This window comes from Agromyces sp. CF514 (genome assembly GCF_900113185.1).
GTDB lineage: Bacteria > Actinomycetota > Actinomycetes > Actinomycetales > Microbacteriaceae > Agromyces.
In genome coordinates, this window is the sequence record NZ_FOZD01000002.1 from 227,408 (window position 1) to 243,980 (window position 16,573).

Annotated in this window: 16 protein-coding genes; 9 read left to right on the plus strand and 7 right to left on the minus strand. The window is 71.8% G+C overall.

Features of this window, described 5'->3' with window-relative positions:
* Nucleotides 1-17 precede the first annotated feature (17 nt).
* Together BM342_RS13920 and BM342_RS13925 are read right to left on the minus strand one after the other, a co-directional pair.
* On the minus strand, nt 18-1,256 hold the full coding sequence (locus tag BM342_RS13920; RefSeq protein WP_143109887.1) for a hypothetical protein: 1,239 nt from the start codon (nt 1,254-1,256) through the stop codon (nt 18-20).
* Nucleotides 1,246-1,806: an RNA polymerase sigma factor gene (locus BM342_RS13925; RefSeq protein ID WP_092967224.1), complete on the minus strand. Its 561-nt coding sequence runs from the start codon at nt 1,804-1,806 to the stop codon at nt 1,246-1,248. The genes BM342_RS13920 and BM342_RS13925 overlap by 11 nt, the downstream gene beginning before the upstream one ends.
* A 205-nt stretch (nt 1,807-2,011) precedes the next feature.
* Here BM342_RS13925 and BM342_RS13930 point away from each other — a divergent pair, with 205 nt between their 5' ends.
* Complete coding sequence (locus BM342_RS13930; protein WP_092967226.1) at nt 2,012-3,787, plus strand: hypothetical protein; 1,776 nt, start codon at nt 2,012-2,014, stop codon at nt 3,785-3,787.
* A gap of 39 nt (nt 3,788-3,826) precedes the next feature.
* Here BM342_RS13930 and BM342_RS20205 read toward each other — a convergent pair whose 3' ends face one another.
* Complete coding sequence (locus BM342_RS20205; protein WP_177232201.1) at nt 3,827-4,927, minus strand: DUF2510 domain-containing protein; 1,101 nt, start codon at nt 4,925-4,927, stop codon at nt 3,827-3,829.
* 412 nt (nt 4,928-5,339) lie between these two features.
* On the opposite strand from BM342_RS20205, the gene BM342_RS13940 reads away from it, so the two are divergent.
* The 4 genes from BM342_RS13940 to BM342_RS13955 all read left to right on the plus strand — a co-directional run bounded on the left by BM342_RS13940 (nt 5,340) and on the right by BM342_RS13955 (nt 9,467).
* On the plus strand, nt 5,340-5,741 hold the full coding sequence (locus tag BM342_RS13940) for a YciI family protein (protein WP_092967230.1): 402 nt from the start codon (nt 5,340-5,342) through the stop codon (nt 5,739-5,741).
* Nucleotides 5,738-7,033 (plus strand): RNA polymerase sigma factor, encoded by a 1,296-nt coding sequence (locus BM342_RS13945; RefSeq protein ID WP_255368813.1) that lies wholly within the window; start codon nt 5,738-5,740, stop codon nt 7,031-7,033. Before BM342_RS13940 ends, BM342_RS13945 begins: the two co-directional genes overlap by 4 nt.
* Before the next feature lie 90 nt (nt 7,034-7,123).
* On the plus strand, nt 7,124-8,470 hold the full coding sequence (locus BM342_RS13950) for a hypothetical protein (RefSeq protein ID WP_092967232.1): 1,347 nt from the start codon (nt 7,124-7,126) through the stop codon (nt 8,468-8,470).
* A 124-nt stretch (nt 8,471-8,594) separates the two neighbouring features.
* Nucleotides 8,595-9,467: a hypothetical protein gene (locus BM342_RS13955; RefSeq protein ID WP_092967234.1), complete on the plus strand. Its 873-nt coding sequence runs from the start codon at nt 8,595-8,597 to the stop codon at nt 9,465-9,467.
* Between the two features lie 109 nt (nt 9,468-9,576).
* On the opposite strand, the gene BM342_RS13960 is transcribed toward BM342_RS13955, so the two are convergent.
* From BM342_RS13960 to BM342_RS13975, 4 genes are all read right to left on the minus strand, one after another.
* Complete coding sequence (locus BM342_RS13960; RefSeq protein ID WP_092967236.1) at nt 9,577-9,948, minus strand: PH domain-containing protein; 372 nt, start codon at nt 9,946-9,948, stop codon at nt 9,577-9,579.
* Nucleotides 9,948-11,174, minus strand: coding sequence for a TM2 domain-containing protein (locus BM342_RS13965; RefSeq protein ID WP_177232202.1), 1,227 nt, complete (start codon nt 11,172-11,174; stop codon nt 9,948-9,950). Before BM342_RS13965 ends, BM342_RS13960 begins: the two co-directional genes overlap by 1 nt.
* 280 nt (nt 11,175-11,454) lie before the next feature.
* A complete protein-coding gene (locus BM342_RS13970; RefSeq protein WP_218154948.1) occupies nt 11,455-11,838 on the minus strand; it encodes a type II toxin-antitoxin system VapC family toxin in 384 nt (127 codons plus the stop codon).
* 38 nt (nt 11,839-11,876) lie between these two features.
* Entirely contained in the window at nt 11,877-12,110 is a 234-nt protein-coding gene (locus tag BM342_RS13975) for a FitA-like ribbon-helix-helix domain-containing protein (RefSeq protein ID WP_092967238.1), read from the minus strand.
* A 209-nt stretch (nt 12,111-12,319) separates the two neighbouring features.
* Here BM342_RS13975 and BM342_RS13980 point away from each other — a divergent pair, with 209 nt between their 5' ends.
* Genes BM342_RS13980 through BM342_RS13995 form a run of 4 tightly spaced genes read left to right on the plus strand, consistent with a single transcriptional unit; the run spans nt 12,320 to nt 16,390 of the window.
* The gene (locus BM342_RS13980) at nt 12,320-13,447 is read left to right on the plus strand and encodes an ABC transporter substrate-binding protein (protein ID WP_092967240.1); all 1,128 of its coding nucleotides are present in this window, start codon (nt 12,320-12,322) and stop codon (nt 13,445-13,447) included.
* The gene (locus BM342_RS13985; protein ID WP_092968656.1) at nt 13,447-14,391 is read left to right on the plus strand and encodes an ABC transporter permease; all 945 of its coding nucleotides are present in this window, start codon (nt 13,447-13,449) and stop codon (nt 14,389-14,391) included. The genes BM342_RS13980 and BM342_RS13985 overlap by 1 nt, the downstream gene beginning before the upstream one ends.
* Nucleotides 14,388-15,314 (plus strand): ABC transporter permease, encoded by a 927-nt coding sequence (locus tag BM342_RS13990; protein WP_092968658.1) that lies wholly within the window; start codon nt 14,388-14,390, stop codon nt 15,312-15,314. The genes BM342_RS13985 and BM342_RS13990 overlap by 4 nt, the downstream gene beginning before the upstream one ends.
* Nucleotides 15,311-16,390: an ABC transporter ATP-binding protein gene (locus BM342_RS13995; protein ID WP_092967242.1), complete on the plus strand. Its 1,080-nt coding sequence runs from the start codon at nt 15,311-15,313 to the stop codon at nt 16,388-16,390. Before BM342_RS13990 ends, BM342_RS13995 begins: the two co-directional genes overlap by 4 nt.
* Nucleotides 16,391-16,573 lie beyond the last annotated feature (183 nt).

Sequence of the window (16,573 nt, forward strand, 5' to 3'; positions counted from 1 at the left end):
GACGGTCTCGTCGAACGTCAGGGCGCGAGGTGCGCGACGGCCGCCTCGGCGAGGCCGACGGCCGTCGCCTCGTCCTCGCCGCGGATGCTGATCCAGTCCGGGCCGATCCGCAGGTCGATGGCGCAGGCCGTGCCGAACATGGGGTCGCAGCGTAGGACGGCTTCGTCTTCGGGGCCGAGACCGACGAGCTCGGTCGCCTCGGACTCGCCGGCCTGCAGCATCCGGTCGAATGCCCATCGCCCTTCGGACACGACCTCCATCCAGGCCACCGCATCGTCGTCGAACGTCGGAGCCCAGAAGCACAGGTCGTAGCCGGTGTGCTCCCGAGCCTCGGCCCACTCGCTCCATCCGCCGCCCGCACCGGAGACGATCGCCTCGGGGTACCCGAGCACGGCCTGAGCCGTCTCGAGGGGAATGACGTCGTCGCACGTGAGCGGCAGGCGTCCGGAATCATCCTCTGCTGCCGCGGGTCCCGCCGCGGCGACGGCGGCGACGATCTCGTCGACGAATGCCTGCCAGGCCGATGCGGCCACCACGTTGGGGTCGCCCGGTTGGGCTTCGATCGCGATCCACGCGTCGCCGACCGCTGCACTCGCCGTGCAGACGGTGGTGCATCCGCTGTAGTCCTGCGGCATCCCCATGCGCGTCGCTTCGTCGCTCCACCCGTCGACGGGCCGCGGCACGATCGAGACGGTCACGCCGAGGTACTGGTCGTTCGACCCGACGACCGAGTTGTAGCCCATTCCGTTGGACCACTCGCAGACCGTGCCGCCCACGGCGAGCACCGAGGTGATCCTCGGGATCCCTGAGCTGACCTTCGAGGCCGTGACGATCGGATCGACCGGTCCGACCTCGACCGGGAAGAGCGCCGCGACGGTCGAGGGATCGACCATGCCGTCGCAGCTCAGGTCGTAGCGCGCTGCCGGCTGGGTGCCGATCACGGGTGGTGCGACGGTCGGCGCCGCCGGCGTCGGGGTGGCCGTCTCGGTCGGCGTCGGAGCCGGGGCGCTGGTCTGCACCGGCGCGGGCGCCGTGATCGGATCGATCACGAAGCTCGGCACGACCCCGAACGCGAAGGCCGCACCGGCCCCGAGCCCGAGGAGGATCGCGATGCCGATGGCGAGCGCGACCACGCGGTCGCCGAGGCCGACGGGCCGCTGGGGCCGGGGCTCCTGGGCGACCTGCTCGACCACGTTCTGCTTCACGGTCACGAGCATGCGGGTCAGCTCGTCTCCGGTCGGGGGTTCAGACCTCATCGAAAGTCACCGCCTTCTTCAGTCGGGCCCGGCTTCGGGACACGCGTTGCTTGACGGCCCCGACGCTCAGGCCGAGCTGCTCGGCCGCCTCGGCGTACGGCAGGCCGTCGACGAGGCAGAGCTCGCAGACTCGCCGATCGATCGGGTCGAGCCGGCTGATCTCGTCGAGCACCCAGCGCAGGTCGTCGCGAGCCGCCTCCGCATCGCGCTGGTCGCGAACGGATGCCACGGGCTCGACCCGGTTCTCGTCGAGTTCGTCCGCCCGGTTGCGGGCGGCCTTGCGGAGGAGGTTCCTCGAGAGGTTGCGGCAGGTGACGAGCAGCCACGGGAGGAGCGAGGTCTCCGAGATCGTGATCTCGGCCGCCTTGCGCCACATCGTGACGAAGGTGTCCTGCACGATCTCCTCGACGTCCATGCGGCTCGGGGCCATGGCCCACGCGTAGCGCGTGACCGCCGCCGCATGGCGATCGAACACGATCGCCAGCGCCGCCTGGTCGCCTGACGCCAACCGCGCCAGGAGCTCGGCGTCGGTGCCTCCACTGTCGTCCACGTGCACCTCCTCAGCTTAGGAATGTCGCGAATCGCGCAGAGGTCACAGAATCGTCGACGCGGATGTCGCGCCCCGGCGTTCTCGCACGGAGGGCGCCGGCTCGGTGCACGATCGGGCAGACCTCGGGTCGCCCGGTGATCCGAGGGTTAGCGTCTGAGTGAGAAGGAGTGAGCGAGCGCGCCCCGGTTCGCCCGCCTGCATACGGATGCGGCATCGCAAGGTCACCGACGAAGACCCGGACGACGCCGGACGGCACCCCGTACACGGCCGACCGGCGCAGGCCGTGCTGCCCGTGGCATCCGTCGTCCAGGCGGCGGACCATGCGCCCGTGACCCTCGCCGACGTGCAGCGCACGGCAGGCAATCGAGCGGCGGCGGGGCTCGTGGCATCCGAGGGCCTGATGAACGGGCTGGTGCGCCTGCAGCGGCAGCCGCACGATGCCGGGGTCGAGGAGGATGCCGGCACGGGTGCGGACGCGGGCGTCACGCAGACTCCCCAGACGCAGACGACGCCGCAGACTCCGGGCCCGCAGGGCGGGCAGACGCAGGGCGGGCAGACGCAGGGCACGCAGACGCCGCAGACCGCGCCCGGGCAGGCCGCACCGCAGCGGGCAGGCCAGCCGCAGGCCGCGCCGGTCGACACCGACACGACGGATGTCGCCTACCCGCCCGCGCGGCCGAGCCTCACGGTGACGCGTGGCACCCCGGTCGTCGTCGCGGGAGCCGCACCGCCCGCGGCCGAGGTCGCGCCCGCGCACGGCATCGACACGACGGTCGAGTTCTGGGGCGTCGCCGGGGTCGCGACGTACGTCGACGTGCTGGTCGACGGCTGGCGCGCGCGTCGTGCCGCGGCCGGGCAGACGACGGATGTCGCGTCGACCCGCGCGTCGTTCGTCACCGACTTCGACGAGACCATGCAGGGCTGGTACACCCGCAGCAGCTTCGGCGCTCCGTTCGCGGACATCGACGCCGCGATGCTGCGCAAGCTCAACGCCGAGAAGGCGAAGCTCACCCGGGCGATCGCGAACCGGCGGGTGGTCGAGAACGGCAAGCGCCGCGTGCTCACGCCCGCCGAGCGCAGCGCCGCACTCGAGGCGGAGCTCGTGGTCTACCGGCAGTACCTCATCGACAGCGTGAACTCGCACCTCACCCAGGGCGCGTGGGGGTGGATGCTCGAACGCCGCGAGCACCTCGACTTTGTCACGAGCACGCAGCGCGGGGTGCGCGAGCTGCGCAACTTCGCGCCCGGCGCGCTGCCGAACGTCGACGCGGTCGCCCTCGTGCGCGGGCAGCTCGCGGCCCGCAACCGGGCGCTCTCCGACCGCGAGCGCGCTCAGGCCATCGCCCAGGCCGAGTCGGCGTTGCGCCGGCGCCTGCGCGATCCGAAGGCGACGCTCGATGCCGCGGCCGAGGAGCAGGCGGTCGTCGCCGCCGAGACGCGCAAGTTCGGCGGGCAGGGTGCGGTCGACGCCGCGGTGCGCACGGCGGCGATCGCGATCGAGGAACGCGGATGGGAGAACGTGCACGAGCTCGACCAGAACGGCCGGCCCGCCTGGGGCCCGGTGTGGGACCGCAGCAGCCTCGGCGCCATGACGACCACGGCGATCTTCGTGCTCTGGCTCATCGACGCCTACGGCACGGGATTCACGGCGAGCAACTACGGCGGTCACGGCGGCGGCAGCTTCGAGGGGCGCGGGCGTTCGCTCGACCTCACGATCCCGCAGCGCCGGGCCGATGGCTTCTTCGACGGCGCGCAGGCGATCTCGTTCGCGCTGGCGATCGATCGGGCCGCCTCGGCGATCGGCGTCGAGTGGCGCGTGATCTACGACGACTTCTCGGTCGCCCGCGCCGTGAACGAGCGCCTCGGCCAGCGCCGCATCATCGAGGTCGCCAATACCAGCCGCAATCGCGCCGGCGACATCACCAACATCAACTGGCACGGCCCGCTCGTGACGCACTTCCACCTCGACCTGGCGTTCTGAGCGCGCCACTGGCCATTCGCCAAGTCGGCGGGGTTCGCCTCATTGCAGGTTCGTGAAGATCGCGTCCGCGTAGTCGAAGTTCGGCGTGATCTGCATGGTCAGCGAGTTCGGGTCGGCGACCGACCACGCTTCCTGCCAGGTCACCGATTCGCCCGGCAGCACGACGGTCGTCGGCGGGATGCCGATCTGCGTCCCGTCCGCCGGCATGTCGAAGATCTGGCTGCCCTCCTGTCCGGCCGATGAGAGGCGCGAGTACACGGCGGGCTCGAAGTTCTCGGTCGTGTTGTTCGTGATCGTGAGGGTGAACACGAGGTTCGCGGCAAGGTCGGCGCCTGCGGCGAACTCGGTCGGGGTGTACGTCTCGGGCGCGCTGACGGTCAGTTCGAGTCCGTCCTCCCACGCCATCGTGTCGCCGAATGCGAGCGTCTCCACCGCAGGCGGCGGCTCCTCGTCGGCGGGTTCCTCCGAGGCATCCGCCTCTTCTGATGCCTCGGCGATCTCGCTCGGCAGCGTGTCGATGGCGTCGTTGACGGTCGTCGAGATGAACGCGAAGAACACGACGAACCCGACGACCGTGCCGACCACCGAGACGATGAGCGCCGTGATCGCGGCCCATTTCGCCCCGTGCATGAACAGGGCGACGATCGCCAGGATGAACGCGATCGGCAGCAGCACCCACCCCACGATGAGCGCGCCCGGAATGCATGCGAAGACGAACCCGACCGCCGCCACGACGAGGGCGATGATGCCGAGCACGTGCGGCCTGCCCTTCGGCGCGGGCGGCGTTGTTCCGGGTGGCATCTGAGTTCCGGATGCCGCGGCCGCGCCGGGTTGGGCGAACGCGGGCGAGGTGGCGGCGGCCCCGTAGGCGGGTGCGGCAGGTGCGGTGCCGTACGGCGTCGTCGGTGCGGTGCCGTACGGCGTCGTCGGTGCGGTGCCGTACGGCGTCGTCGGTGCGGCTGCCTCGGCTGCCTCGGGTGGAACGACCGGCTCCGGAATGCTCGGAGCCTCGGGCGGCGTCTCGGCCGCCTCGGCCGGCGCGAACTGGTCGGTCCACTGCTGCCCGTCCCAGTAGCGTTGACGCCCGCTGCCGTCGTCGTACCAGCCGGCCGGCGTGCCGTTGTTCGTCGGATCGCTCATCGGTTCCCCCTCGAGGTGCGCCGCCGTCCGCGACGCGCGCGTCTGCTTCCGCAGCCCGGCGTTACGCGCATCGTAGGGCCGGCGTGAGGCCGCGCGCCGGGCCGATCGGCTGCCCGAAGGGGCCGACGCCGCTGCCTCCGCCTGCGCTTGCACTAGCGCCTGCGCTTGCGACCTCGCGGAACGCGAACCTGTTCTGGTGCCCTGCGCCGTTCGCGTCGACTTTGCCTCGCGGGCCCGCCTGCACAAGCACGCCGACGTTGTCGATCGAGCTCCGACTGAGTCGTCATCGGAGTGAGGGCCGATCTCCGGCCCGACTCGCTCGGTCAGCACCGGGGGAGATGACGAGAACGACCCGGGCGGCACGAACGGTACGCGAGTACCCTGTCGCTGGTCGGGCCGGAAGGGGAACGCCATGCGGTACACACTGCTGCTCCACTATCCCGAGATGACGGCCGACGAGCTCGGCCCCGAGGCGCTCGAGCAGGGTCAGGAGGCCTTCACGAGTTACGCGGCGACGCTGCACTCCGCGGGCGTGCTCATCGGCGCCGAGGTGCTGCAACCGTCGTCGAACACGACGACCCTCCGCAGCGAGGGCGATGGTCGCGGCGGAGCCACCGGCATCCGGATCCAGGACGGACCGTTCGCCGACACGAAGGACCAGCTCGGCGGCACGTTCGTGATCGACGTGCCCGATCTCGACACCGCGATCGAGTGGGCGAAGCAGGCGCCGTCGATGGACTACGGCGCGGGCGGTGTCGAGGTGCGGCCGGGCGCCGTCTACACGGTCGACGGCGTGTGGAACGCCAACGCGTGAGCCCTGACGACGCACTGGCGGCCGCGGCATCCGCTTCGGCATTCGTCGAGCTGGCCGCTCGTGCGTCGTACGGCCGGTTGGTCGCGCTGCTCGCGTCGTCGACCGGTGATCTCGCGCTCGCCGAGGACGCGCTTTCGATTGCATTCGAGCAGGCGCTCAGGGCATGGCCGCGCAGCGGGGTGCCCGACAATCCGGAGGGGTGGCTGTTGACAGTGGCCCGCAATCGCCAGCGCGACGCGTGGAAGTCGGGGGAGCGCCGTTTCACGACGCCGCTCGAGACGCCGCGCGCGAGGTCGGCCGCCGACGACGGCGACGAGTTCGCGGATGCGCCGGCCGCGGCATCCGTCGACCCGCTGGCCGACCTCGACCCGTTCGCGATCGGCGACAAGCGGCTCGAGCTGCTGTTCGTGTGCGCACACCCGGCGATCGACCCCGCCGTGCGCACGCCGCTCATGCTGCAGGTCGTGCTCGGCTTCGAGGCCGCGCAGATCGCGACGGCGTTCGCGGTGCCGCCGGCGGCCATGGCGCAGCGGCTCGTGCGGGCGAAGCGCCGCATCCGCGACGCGCGCATCGCCTTCGAGGTGCCCGACCGGCGCGCCATGCCCGACCGCCTCGACGCCGTGCTCGAGGCGGTCTACGGATGTCACGCTCTCACGTGGCGTGCCCCGCGCGACGCTCCCGGCTCGCTCGCGGGTGAGGCCCAATACCTCGCGGTGACCCTCGCCGCGCTGCTCGGCAACGAGACCGAGGCCTGGGGACTTGCATCGCTCGTGACGCTGTCGCTCGCGCGGCGGGGTGCGACCGATCCGCGCGAGTACGTGCCGCTCGACGAGCAGGAGCCGGCGACGTGGGATGCCGCGCTGATCGCCGAGGGTGAGGAGTACCTGCGCCGCGCCTCCGCACCGGGGCGTCCCCCGGGTCGATTCCAGCTCGAGGCCGCGATCGAGGCCGTGCACTGCGACCGCTGCCGCACTGGCGTCACCGACTGGGCGGCGCTCCGCACCCTCTACGTCGCACTCGACGCCGTGGCCCCGAGCCTCGGCGCGAAGGTCGCGCTCGCCGCGGTGATCGGCCGCCTCGACGGCGCGGACGCGGGCCTCGCGGCCCTCCCCTCTGCTTCGCCCGAGACCGAGCGCTTCCAGCCGTGGTGGGCGACCCGCGCCGACCTGCTCGCCCGCGCCGGGCGCCGTGCCGAGGCATCCGACGCGTTCGAGCGGGCCGCCGAGCTCGCCGACGACGAGGCCGTGCGGGCCTATCTGCTCGCCCGCCGCGGTGCCGAAGTGCCGGAGTGACGAGCGAGTCTGTTCGAGGACTCGTGCCCGAGGCATCCGTTCGTCGAATCTCACGGCAAGCGCGAAGCGTCACGCCCATAAGATCGAGGAATGGCCGGATTCTGGGGCAAACGCAAACGTGACGCGCTCGAACTGCAAGCCCAAGACGCCGATCTGGCGCAGCGGGCGGGCAAGGCGCTGGTCGCGGCCGACGAGCGCGTGCGCGTCACCTCCGACGAGCTGCTCTTCGCCGAGGCCGAGCTCGGGCACGACGCGACCGCCGAGCTGGGCGCTGCGTTGGCCGCGGTGAGGCAGCACCTGGGCGAGGCGTTCCGGCTGAACCAGTTGAACTTCGACGAGATCCCCGACACCGCCGAAGAGCTGCGCACCCGCAACGCGCGCATCGTGCAGCTGAGCGAGTGGGCCGAAGACCTGCTCGACGACCAGACCGCCGCGCTCGCCGACCGCATCGCGAAGGCGCGCCGGGCCCCCGAGATCATCGCCGGTGTGCGAGCGGATGTCGCGCGCCTGCGCGGTCGCATCCCCCACGCCCGCGACACCATCGAGCGGCTCGCGGCCCGCTACGCGCCCGAGGCGCTGACCCAGGTCGACGCCAACCCGGCCGAGGCAGACCAGCTGCTTGGATTCGCCGAGCACGGTGCCGGCGTGGCCGAGCGTCGCCGCGAGGCCGGACAGCGCGAGCAGGCCAACCTCGCGCTCGAGGCCGCGACCGAGTCCGTACGCCGCGCGGCGACCCTGCTCGACGCCGTCGAGACGTTCGAGGTCGAGGCCCTGCGCGCCGAGTCGACGCTCGCGGCGATCGTCGAAGACAGTCGCGGCGACCTCGTTGTCGCCCAGCAGGAGCCGCCGTCGCCGGGCGTCACGACCGCTATGGCCGACCTGCGGGTCGCCCTCGCGGCGCTGCCGGCGGCGGGCATCAACACCGACCCGTTCGCCCTGCTCACGCGCCTGCGCGACGCGAACACGGCACTGGATGCCGCCATCGCCGCCGCCCGCGAGCGCGCGGCTCGCCCGATCCCGCCGATCGAGCACGTGCACCACGCGATCGACGACGCCGACCGCCAGCTCGCGGTCGCCCGCGACGTGATCGCCGGCCACCGCGGATGGATCGGCGCCGACGCCCGCACCCGCCTCGCCGAGGCAGAGCGCGTGCGCATCGACCTCGACCACTTCCTCGGCTCCTCTGCCGCGACCGTCTCCGTCATCGGCGAAGACCACCGCGAGCAGGCCATGGCCATGGCCCGCCGCGCGGCCTCCCTCGCGGGCGAGGCGCTGCAGCTCGCGAAGCGCGACATCGACTCCTCGCGTCCGCCGCAGGGCCCCGACCAGTGGGGCGGCGGCTACGGCGGCGGTCGCCGCGGCGGCGGCAACGACCTCATGGGCGGCATCCTCGGCGGCCTCGTCATCGGCAGCGTGCTCGACGGCATCTTCGACTGACGCTTTCGCTGGTCGAGGAGCGACGCCCGATCGCCGGTCGGGTGGCGCAGCGTATCGAGACCCGCCCGCGGCATCCGTCGATCTGTCCGTAGCGCCCGCGGAGCGGCGAACCTAGGATCGACGCATGGCTGGGTTCTTGGTCAGGCGCACGCAGGCTGCGCGGGAACTCCAAGCCCATGACGCCGAGCTGGCGAAGCGGGCTGCTTCCGCCCTGCTCGCGGTCGACGAAGGCATCCGCATCGCGTCCGACGAGATCGCGTTCGCCGAGGCCGAGCTGGGTTCCGAGTCGATCGACGGGGCGTGGGCATTGATCGCCGTGGTGCGCCGAGACCTGAGCGACGCGTTCCGCCTGAACCGGCTCAACCACGACGCGATGCCCGGCACGCCCGACGAAGTGCGGGCGCGCTACGTGCTCATCCTGCGGCTGTGCGAATGGGCCGAGCAGGTGCTCGGCGCGCTGACCTCGACGCTCGCCGACCGGGTCGCGCGGGCGCGGTGGGTGCCCGCCGTCGTCCCGCAGAGCCGAGCGGATGCCGCCGGCGGACCGCCGCCGATCGTCATCGACGGCATGCAGGCTCACCTCGTTCGGCTGCGCGCGGCGCGATCAGCGCTGGATGCCGCGACGACCGCGGCTCACCAAGGCGCCTCGAGCGCGGGGCTGGCGATGCGAGCGATGCGCCCGCGGCCGTCGCTCGTGAAACCGCTACAGCGCGCGCTCGCGGATGCGGACCGATCGCTCGATGCAGCCCGCGAAGCTGTCACCAGCCATCGCGGATGGATCGGCGCGGAGGCCCTCACCCGGCTCGCCGAGGCCGAGCACGTGCGCATCGATCTCCGACATTGCCTGGGTGGCGGGCTCGCCGGATCCTTCGTCTCGGAGGAGTATCGAACGCTGGCGACGGCGATGGCTCAGAACATCGCGGCCCTCGCGGGTGAAGCGCTGCTCCTCGCGCGGCGAGACCTCGACGCGTCGCGCCGAGCACTCGCTCGAATGTGAAGGCCCGCCGCGAGCCCTGAGACGACGAATGGGCACGAGCCGAAGCCCGTGCCCACCCGTGGTCAGCTCGCCGATCGAGATGCGCGAGTTCCGCGCCTCGATGCCTGCGTCAGTGCTGCAGCACCGCCCAGGCGAGCAGGCTGTCGATCCGCCGGATGTCGGCACCCCGCTTCAGCTTCACCTTGATGTGCCCGGCCTTCGTCCAGAGTTCGATCTCGGCATCGCGGTCGAGCACGCCGCCCGCATTCTCGCTCGACCACATGTGGATCGAGCTGTACGGCAGCGAGGTGATCTCCACCTTCTTGCCGGTGATGCCCTGCGCGTCGCGCACGATCAGGCGCTTCGTGGTGAACGTCGCCGAGTCGCGGAACGTCTTGAACGACGCGACGGCCTGCTCGCCCTCGACGAGCAGCGACTGCACGTCGGCGGGCACGGGGATCTCGGTCTGCAGGGTCCAGGCGAGGATGGGGGAGGTTTCCATCAGTTCACCGCCAGCGTCCACGCGCCGTCGGCCTGCACGCTGATCGCCGACGGTCCGGCGCTCAGCGGCACGGTGCCCGAGTAGGCGCCGATCTCGTTGACGAGCAGGCCCATGCTGAACGCCTCGCCGGACTCTTCGAGGATCACGAAGTTCGCCGAACCCGAGTGGGTCGCGGTGAGCGCTGCGGCGCCGCCGTCGTAGAGGAAGACGGCGTCGCCCGTGCCCGACGGGGCCAGCAGAGGTGCCGTGGAGACGGGGGAGATCGTGATCGTCCAGTCGCCGTCGGCCATGACCTGCAGGGTGGCGGGCTCCGAGAAGGAGTTGAACCCGTAGACCGTCGTGCCCGAGTAGGCGCCGATCGTGTTCACGAGCAGCTCGCCGGTCGACGTGTTCGTGGCGTCGAGCACGGAGAGGGCGAAGTTCGCCGACCCGTTGTGCGTCGCGGTGACGATTCCGGCGGTGCCGGGCAGGGTGATGATGCTGTCGCCGGTGCCCGACTGCTGGGCCGGAGCGAAGGTGCCGAACGTCTCGTCGGCCCACGCCTGCACCGTTGCCTCGGGCGCCGGCGCAGCGGCATCCGAATCGGTGGCGGGCGCTTCATCGGTCGTGCCCGACTCGACGACGACGGCCGGGGTGTCGGGCAGCTCGGACGCCACGCGTGCGCCGGCCGCGGCACCGCTGATGATGTTGATGATGATGCCGAGTGCGACGACCGAGCCGGTGACGATCCACGCGATCTTCTTGTACTGGTCGTATCCGGCGAGCTTGAAGCCGCGGCTGTCGCGCTGCGAGCCGGTGAGCACGAGGATCAGGTCGATCAGCACCCAGACGCCGAGGCCGCCGAAGGTGAAGAGCTTCGCGAGGCCGGTGCCGACCTTGCCGAGGTAGAAGCGGTCGACGCCCCAGAATCCGACGAGCCAGGCGAGCAGCCACGTCGCGATGAACGACTTCTCGCCGACGGGTGCGTCAGCGGCCGAGTACGGCTGGGGCGCTGCGCCGTAAGGAGCGGGCGGCACGGGCGGGGCGCCGTAGGGCTGCGGCGGAGCGCCGTAGGGTGCGGGCGCGGCGGGTGCCGCGCCGGAGGGAGCGGGCGGCGGCGGCACGGGCGCGCCGACCGTCGGCGCAGCGGGCGGCGGCGGAGGCACGGGTGCTCCGGCGGTCGGGGCCGCGGGCGGCGTCGTCGGAACGGAGGGGAACGGCGGAATCGTCGAGCCGTTTTCGGTCATGGGGGTCCTCTCGGAAACGTGGGGGGCCTTGGCCACATGCCGCGGGTCGGCAGTCGTTCAGCCTATGAGTCGGCAATGACACCGGATGTCGCGCGCCACCCTCCGAGGCCGCTCTGGCAGTGCGTCGCGCCCCGCGATCCCAGTGCTGGCGCGGATGAATCGACATCCGCCCCACTTCGGGGGGTCAGGGTGACGGATGTCGCGAACCGGCCGCGTCGCGCCCGACCGATACGGTCGTCGGGCGGTCAGGTCAACACCGAGAACGTGCCCGTCTGTCCGCTCACACGACGACGAGCTCGCAGCGGATGCCGGGCGCCGCAACCAAGCGTGCGTCGCGGGTGACGAGCGTGGCACCGACCTGCTCGGCGAGCGCGACGTACGCGGCGTCGTAGCTCGAGAGGTTCGGGCCGAGTTGCCATGCTCGAGCGGCCAGCGTCTCCCACGGCCAGAGCTCGATCGGCAGGTCGAGCAGGTGCGCATGGGCAAGGCTCGCTTCGCCGTCGGAGAGCAGGCCGGCGTTGCGGCGCCGCCGCAACAGGTTCGCGACCTCGTACGGCAGCAGCGCTGGCGCGAGCATCCGTGCGTTCGCCAGGTGTGCGGCGATCGCCTCGCCCGCGTCGGACGGATCGATGAGCAGCGACACGACCGCAGACGCGTCGAGCACGACAAGCTGCTCGGGCCTTCGCACGGCCGGGAGCGCGCTCACCGGCGGTCGGCGTCGAGGTCGGCGATGAGGTCTGCCGGTCCGATCGGCGGATAGTGCGCCGCATCGCGCCGGGCACGCAACACGGCTTCGGCAAGGCTCGGACGCGACGCGAGCGCCGCCAGCTCGGCGCTCAGGAACTCCTGCAGCGACTGCCCGGCGCGCGCCGCCCGCGCCGCGAGTTCATCGCGCACATCGTCGGGGACCGCTCGTACGGTGATCGTGACTGGCATGGCAGCACTCTAGTCGCACTGCATGCAGAATGCATGCGCAGGTCGGGATGTGCCGAACAGGCCCGCGCCGCCCATCACACGTCGTTCATTCCGGGTTCACCGGCGGGGTGCCGGCCGGTCGGATCGGGTGTCTAGCGTTCGATGCGGTTCCCCCAGTTCTCACGCTCGCTCACAGCCGGGCGGCTGCCGGGGTGCCCATCGGAGGACACGTGTTCACGAAGAAGACCACCCTGGCGGTGCTCAGCATCACCGCCGCGGCCGTGCTCGGCCTGACCGGCTGCGCGAGCGGCGCATCGGGCGCGTCGGAAGACGGGGCGACGGATGCCGCGACGGCCACGAGCCTCGCCGCCTTCGGCGACCTGGCGGCGCTCGAGGAGGCCGCGAAGGCCGAGGGCCAGCTCAACGTCGTCGCGCTGCCGCGCGACTGGGCCAATTACGGCGAGGTGCTCGACGCTTTCGCCGAGAAGTACCCCGAGATCACGATCAACGAGGCGTCGCCCGATGCGTCGAGCGCCGAGGAGATCCAGGCCGCCGAGACGAACGCCGGCCTCGACACCGCGCCCGACGTGTTCGACCTCGGCCTCACGGTCGCCCTGCAGAACACCGACCAGTTCGCGCCCTACCAGGTCGCCACGTGGGATGACATCCCCGACGCTCTCAAGGAGTCGACCGGCCTGTTCGTGGGCGACTACGGCGGGTACATGTCGATCGGCTACGACTCGTCGAAGTTCGACGAGCCGACCTCGCTCGACGACCTGCTCGGCGCCGACTTCAAGGGTGCCGTCGCGATCAACGGCGACCCGACGCAGGCGGGTGCGGCGTTCGCCGCCGTCGGCCTCGCGACCGTGCAGTCTGGCGGCACGCTCGACGACTTCACCCCCGGCATCGACTTCTTCGGCAAGCTCGACGACGCGGGCAACATGCTGAAGGTCGACGTGACCACGGCGACCGTCGCCTCGGGCGAGACGCCCGTCGTCTTCGACTGGGACTACCTGAACGCCGCGCACACCGCCGACAACCCGGATTGGAAGACCGTGATCCTCCCGGGCACGGGCTACGCCGGATACTACAACCAGGCCATCAACGTCGACGCACCGCACCCCGCGGCCGCGCGCCTCTGGCAGGAGTTCCTCTACAGCGACGAGGCGCAGAACCTCTGGCTGAAGGGCGGCGCCCGCCCCGTGCGCGCCGACGCCATGGCCGAGGCCGGCACCATCGACACCGAGCTGTTCGACGCGCTGCCCGCGACGCCCGACGAGACCGTCGTGCCGACCGAGGAGCAGTCGACGAACGCCGGCACGCTCCTCGGCGAGAAGTGGGCCTCGGCGGTCGGTTGATGACCGTCGCGACCACCGCGACGCCCGCACGGGGTGCGGGGCAGGCCGACGAGCCTGCCCCGCACCCCGCGGCGTCTCGCCCTAAGACGTCGCGGCGCGCGACATCCGCCCCCTCCTGGTTGGGGCTGGTGCCGTTCGCCGCCTACGTGCTGCTGTTCCTCGCGCTGCCGACGTTCCTCGCCGTCGCGAGCGGGTTCTTCGACGACGACGGCGCGTTCACGCTCGCGAACGTCGCCGCGCTCGTCGACCCCGTGATCCTCACCACGTTCTGGAACTCGGCCTGGCTGTCGGCGCTCACCGCGGTCGTCGGCGCCGTGCTCGGGGCGTTCGCCTGCTACGCCCTGCTCGGCCTCGAGGGCAGCCGAATTCGCGGGGCGGTGGATGCCGCGGCCGGCGTGCTCGCGCAGTTCGGCGGCGTCATGCTCGCGTTCGCGTTCATCGCGACGATCGGCCTGCAAGGCGTCGTGACGCTGTGGCTGAAGGACTCGCTCGGCGTCGACCTCTATGCCGAGGGCGCGTGGATCTACGCCCTGCCGGGCCTGATCCTGCCGTACATCTACTTCCAGGTGCCGCTCATGATCATCACGTTCATGCCCGCGATGGCGGCCCTCAAGCCGCAGTGGGCCGAGGCGAACCTCACGCTCGGCGGTACGCGCGCCGGATTCTGGCGGCACATCGGCGCACCCGTGCTCGCGCCGTCGTTCTTCGCGAGCCTGCTGCTGCTCTTCGCGAACGCGTTCTCGTCGTATGCGACCGCCGCGGCCCTCGCGAGCCAGGGCTCGCAGATCGTGCCCCTGCAGATCCGCACCGCGCTCACGAGCGAGACGCTGCTCGGCCGCGAGAACCTCGCGGGCGCCCTCGCGCTCGGCATGGTGCTCGTCATGGCGCTCACGATGTGGGCGTACTCCGCGATCCAGCGCCGCGCGGCGAGGTGGCAGCGATGAGCGCGGCAGGCGCTGCGGGCGGCGCACCCGCCGCCCGCCCGGCCCGCCCTGCGCGCACCGGCGGCGCCTCGCGCCCCGCGTTCGCGCCCTCGCCCGCCGCGCGAACCGTGATCGGCGTCGTGCTCGTCGCGTTCTTCGCGATCCCGATCGTGTCGATGCTGCTCTACACGCTGCGCGACGCCGACGGCGGCACGACCCTCGCGAACTGGGCGGCCCTCGTCGACCCCGCGAACGCCGGCCGCTACCGCCCGATCTGGATCGGCCTCGGCAACTCGCTCGTGCTCGCCCTCGTGACGGTCGCGATCGTGCTCGTGCTGCTCGCGCCCACGATGGTGCTCGTGGGGCTCAAGTTCCCGAAGCTGCGCCGCCCGTTCGAGTTCGTCGTGCTGCTGCCGATCACGATCCCCGCGATCGTGCTCGTCGTGGGCCTCGCGCCCGTGTACCTCGTGATCGGCCGCACGTTCGGCACCGGCATCTGGGCGCTCGCCTTCGCGTACGGGGTCACCGTGCTGCCGTTCGCGTACCGCGCGATCCAGTCGTCGATCGACGCCGTTGACCTCGCCACGCTCTCCGAGGCGGCCCGTTCGCTCGGCGCGAGCTGGCTGCAGGTGCTCTGGCGGGTGCTGGCGCCGAACCTGCGCCCGGGGCTCGTCGCGGCATCCCTCATCTCGATCGCCGTGGTGCTGGGGGAGTTCACGATCGCCTCGCTGCTGGGGCGGCAGAACCTGCAGACCGCGCTCGTCGTGGTGGGCAAGCAGGACCCGTACGCCGCCGTCATCCTCTCGCTCTGCTCGCTCGCGTTCGCGTTCCTGCTGCTCGTCGTCATCGGCCGGGCCGGCTCCCGGCGCCCCCGACCAGCGCCCCGCACCTCGGCCCAGCGCGCCCGCTCAGCCTCGCGCACCTCTCGAAAGGCCCGCCCATGACCGATTCCGCCTTCATCGCCACTGCCGACAACGCGGTGCTCGCCGCCCGCGGCGACGGAACCCCCGTCGCGTTCGAGGGCGTCGTGAAGGAGTACGGCGCGACGCGCGTGCTGCACGGCGTCGACCTCGCGATCGAGCCGGGGGAGTTCGTGTCGCTGCTCGGCCCGTCGGGCTGCGGCAAGACGACCGCGCTGCGCGTGCTCGCGGGCCTCGAACGCGCCGACGGCGGCGTCGTACGCATCGGCGGGGCGGATGTCTCGGCCGTGCCGACCAACAAGCGCGACCTCGGCATGGTGTTCCAGGCGTACTCGCTCTTCCCACACCTCGACGTCGCCGCGAACACCGCGTTCGGCCTGCGCATGCGCAAGGTCTCGAAGGCGGATGCCGCGGATCGCGTCGCCGACGCCCTCGACCTCGTCGGGCTCGGCCACCTCGCCGCCCGGTTCCCGCATGAGCTCTCGGGCGGGCAGCAGCAGCGCGTGGCGCTCGCCCGCGCCCTCGTCACGGAGCCGCGCGTGCTGCTGCTCGACGAGCCGCTCTCGGCGCTCGACGCGAAGGTGCGCGTGAGCCTGCGCGACGAGATCCGCCGCATCCAGCTGCGCCTCGGCATCACGACCGTGTTCGTCACGCACGACCAGGAGGAGGCGCTCGCCGTCTCCGACCGCATCGCCGTGATGAACGCGGGCCGCATCGACCAGGTCGGCACCCCCGAGGAGCTCTACCTGCGCCCCGCGACCGCCCACGTCGCCGAGTTCGTCGGCCTCTCGAGCGTCGTGCCCGCCGTCATCATCGGCGGACGAGCCGAGGTGCTCGGGATGTCGCTGCCCACCCTCGGCGCCCACCCCGACGGTCCCGCCCAGGTGTTCGTGCGCCCCGAGAACGTGCGCCTCGGCGGCCCCATCGCCGCCGTCGTGCAGGAGAGCACGTTCCTCGGCAGCCTCCGCCGCACCCTGCTGCGGACTGATGGGGGAGAGTTGCTGCGCATGCAGCATCCCGTGGGCGAGCGCGTTGAGTTCGGCGAGCGGGTCGGGGTGGCGATCGAAGGGGTGCCGGTAGCGGTTCGGGAGGTCGGGTAGGGGCGCGCCTGCGCCGCGAGTGGCGGGTGCGGAAGCTGTCGCGAGCCCGATGGCGATGACCTCATGGCCGACGTCAGGGTTGCGTGGCATGTCGAGTTTTCCGGCACGGCGTCGTTGCATTCGGCTCGATTGGAACAAACACGAGGAGGTGCCAAGTTGAGGCGCCGTGGTGCAGGATCTTCC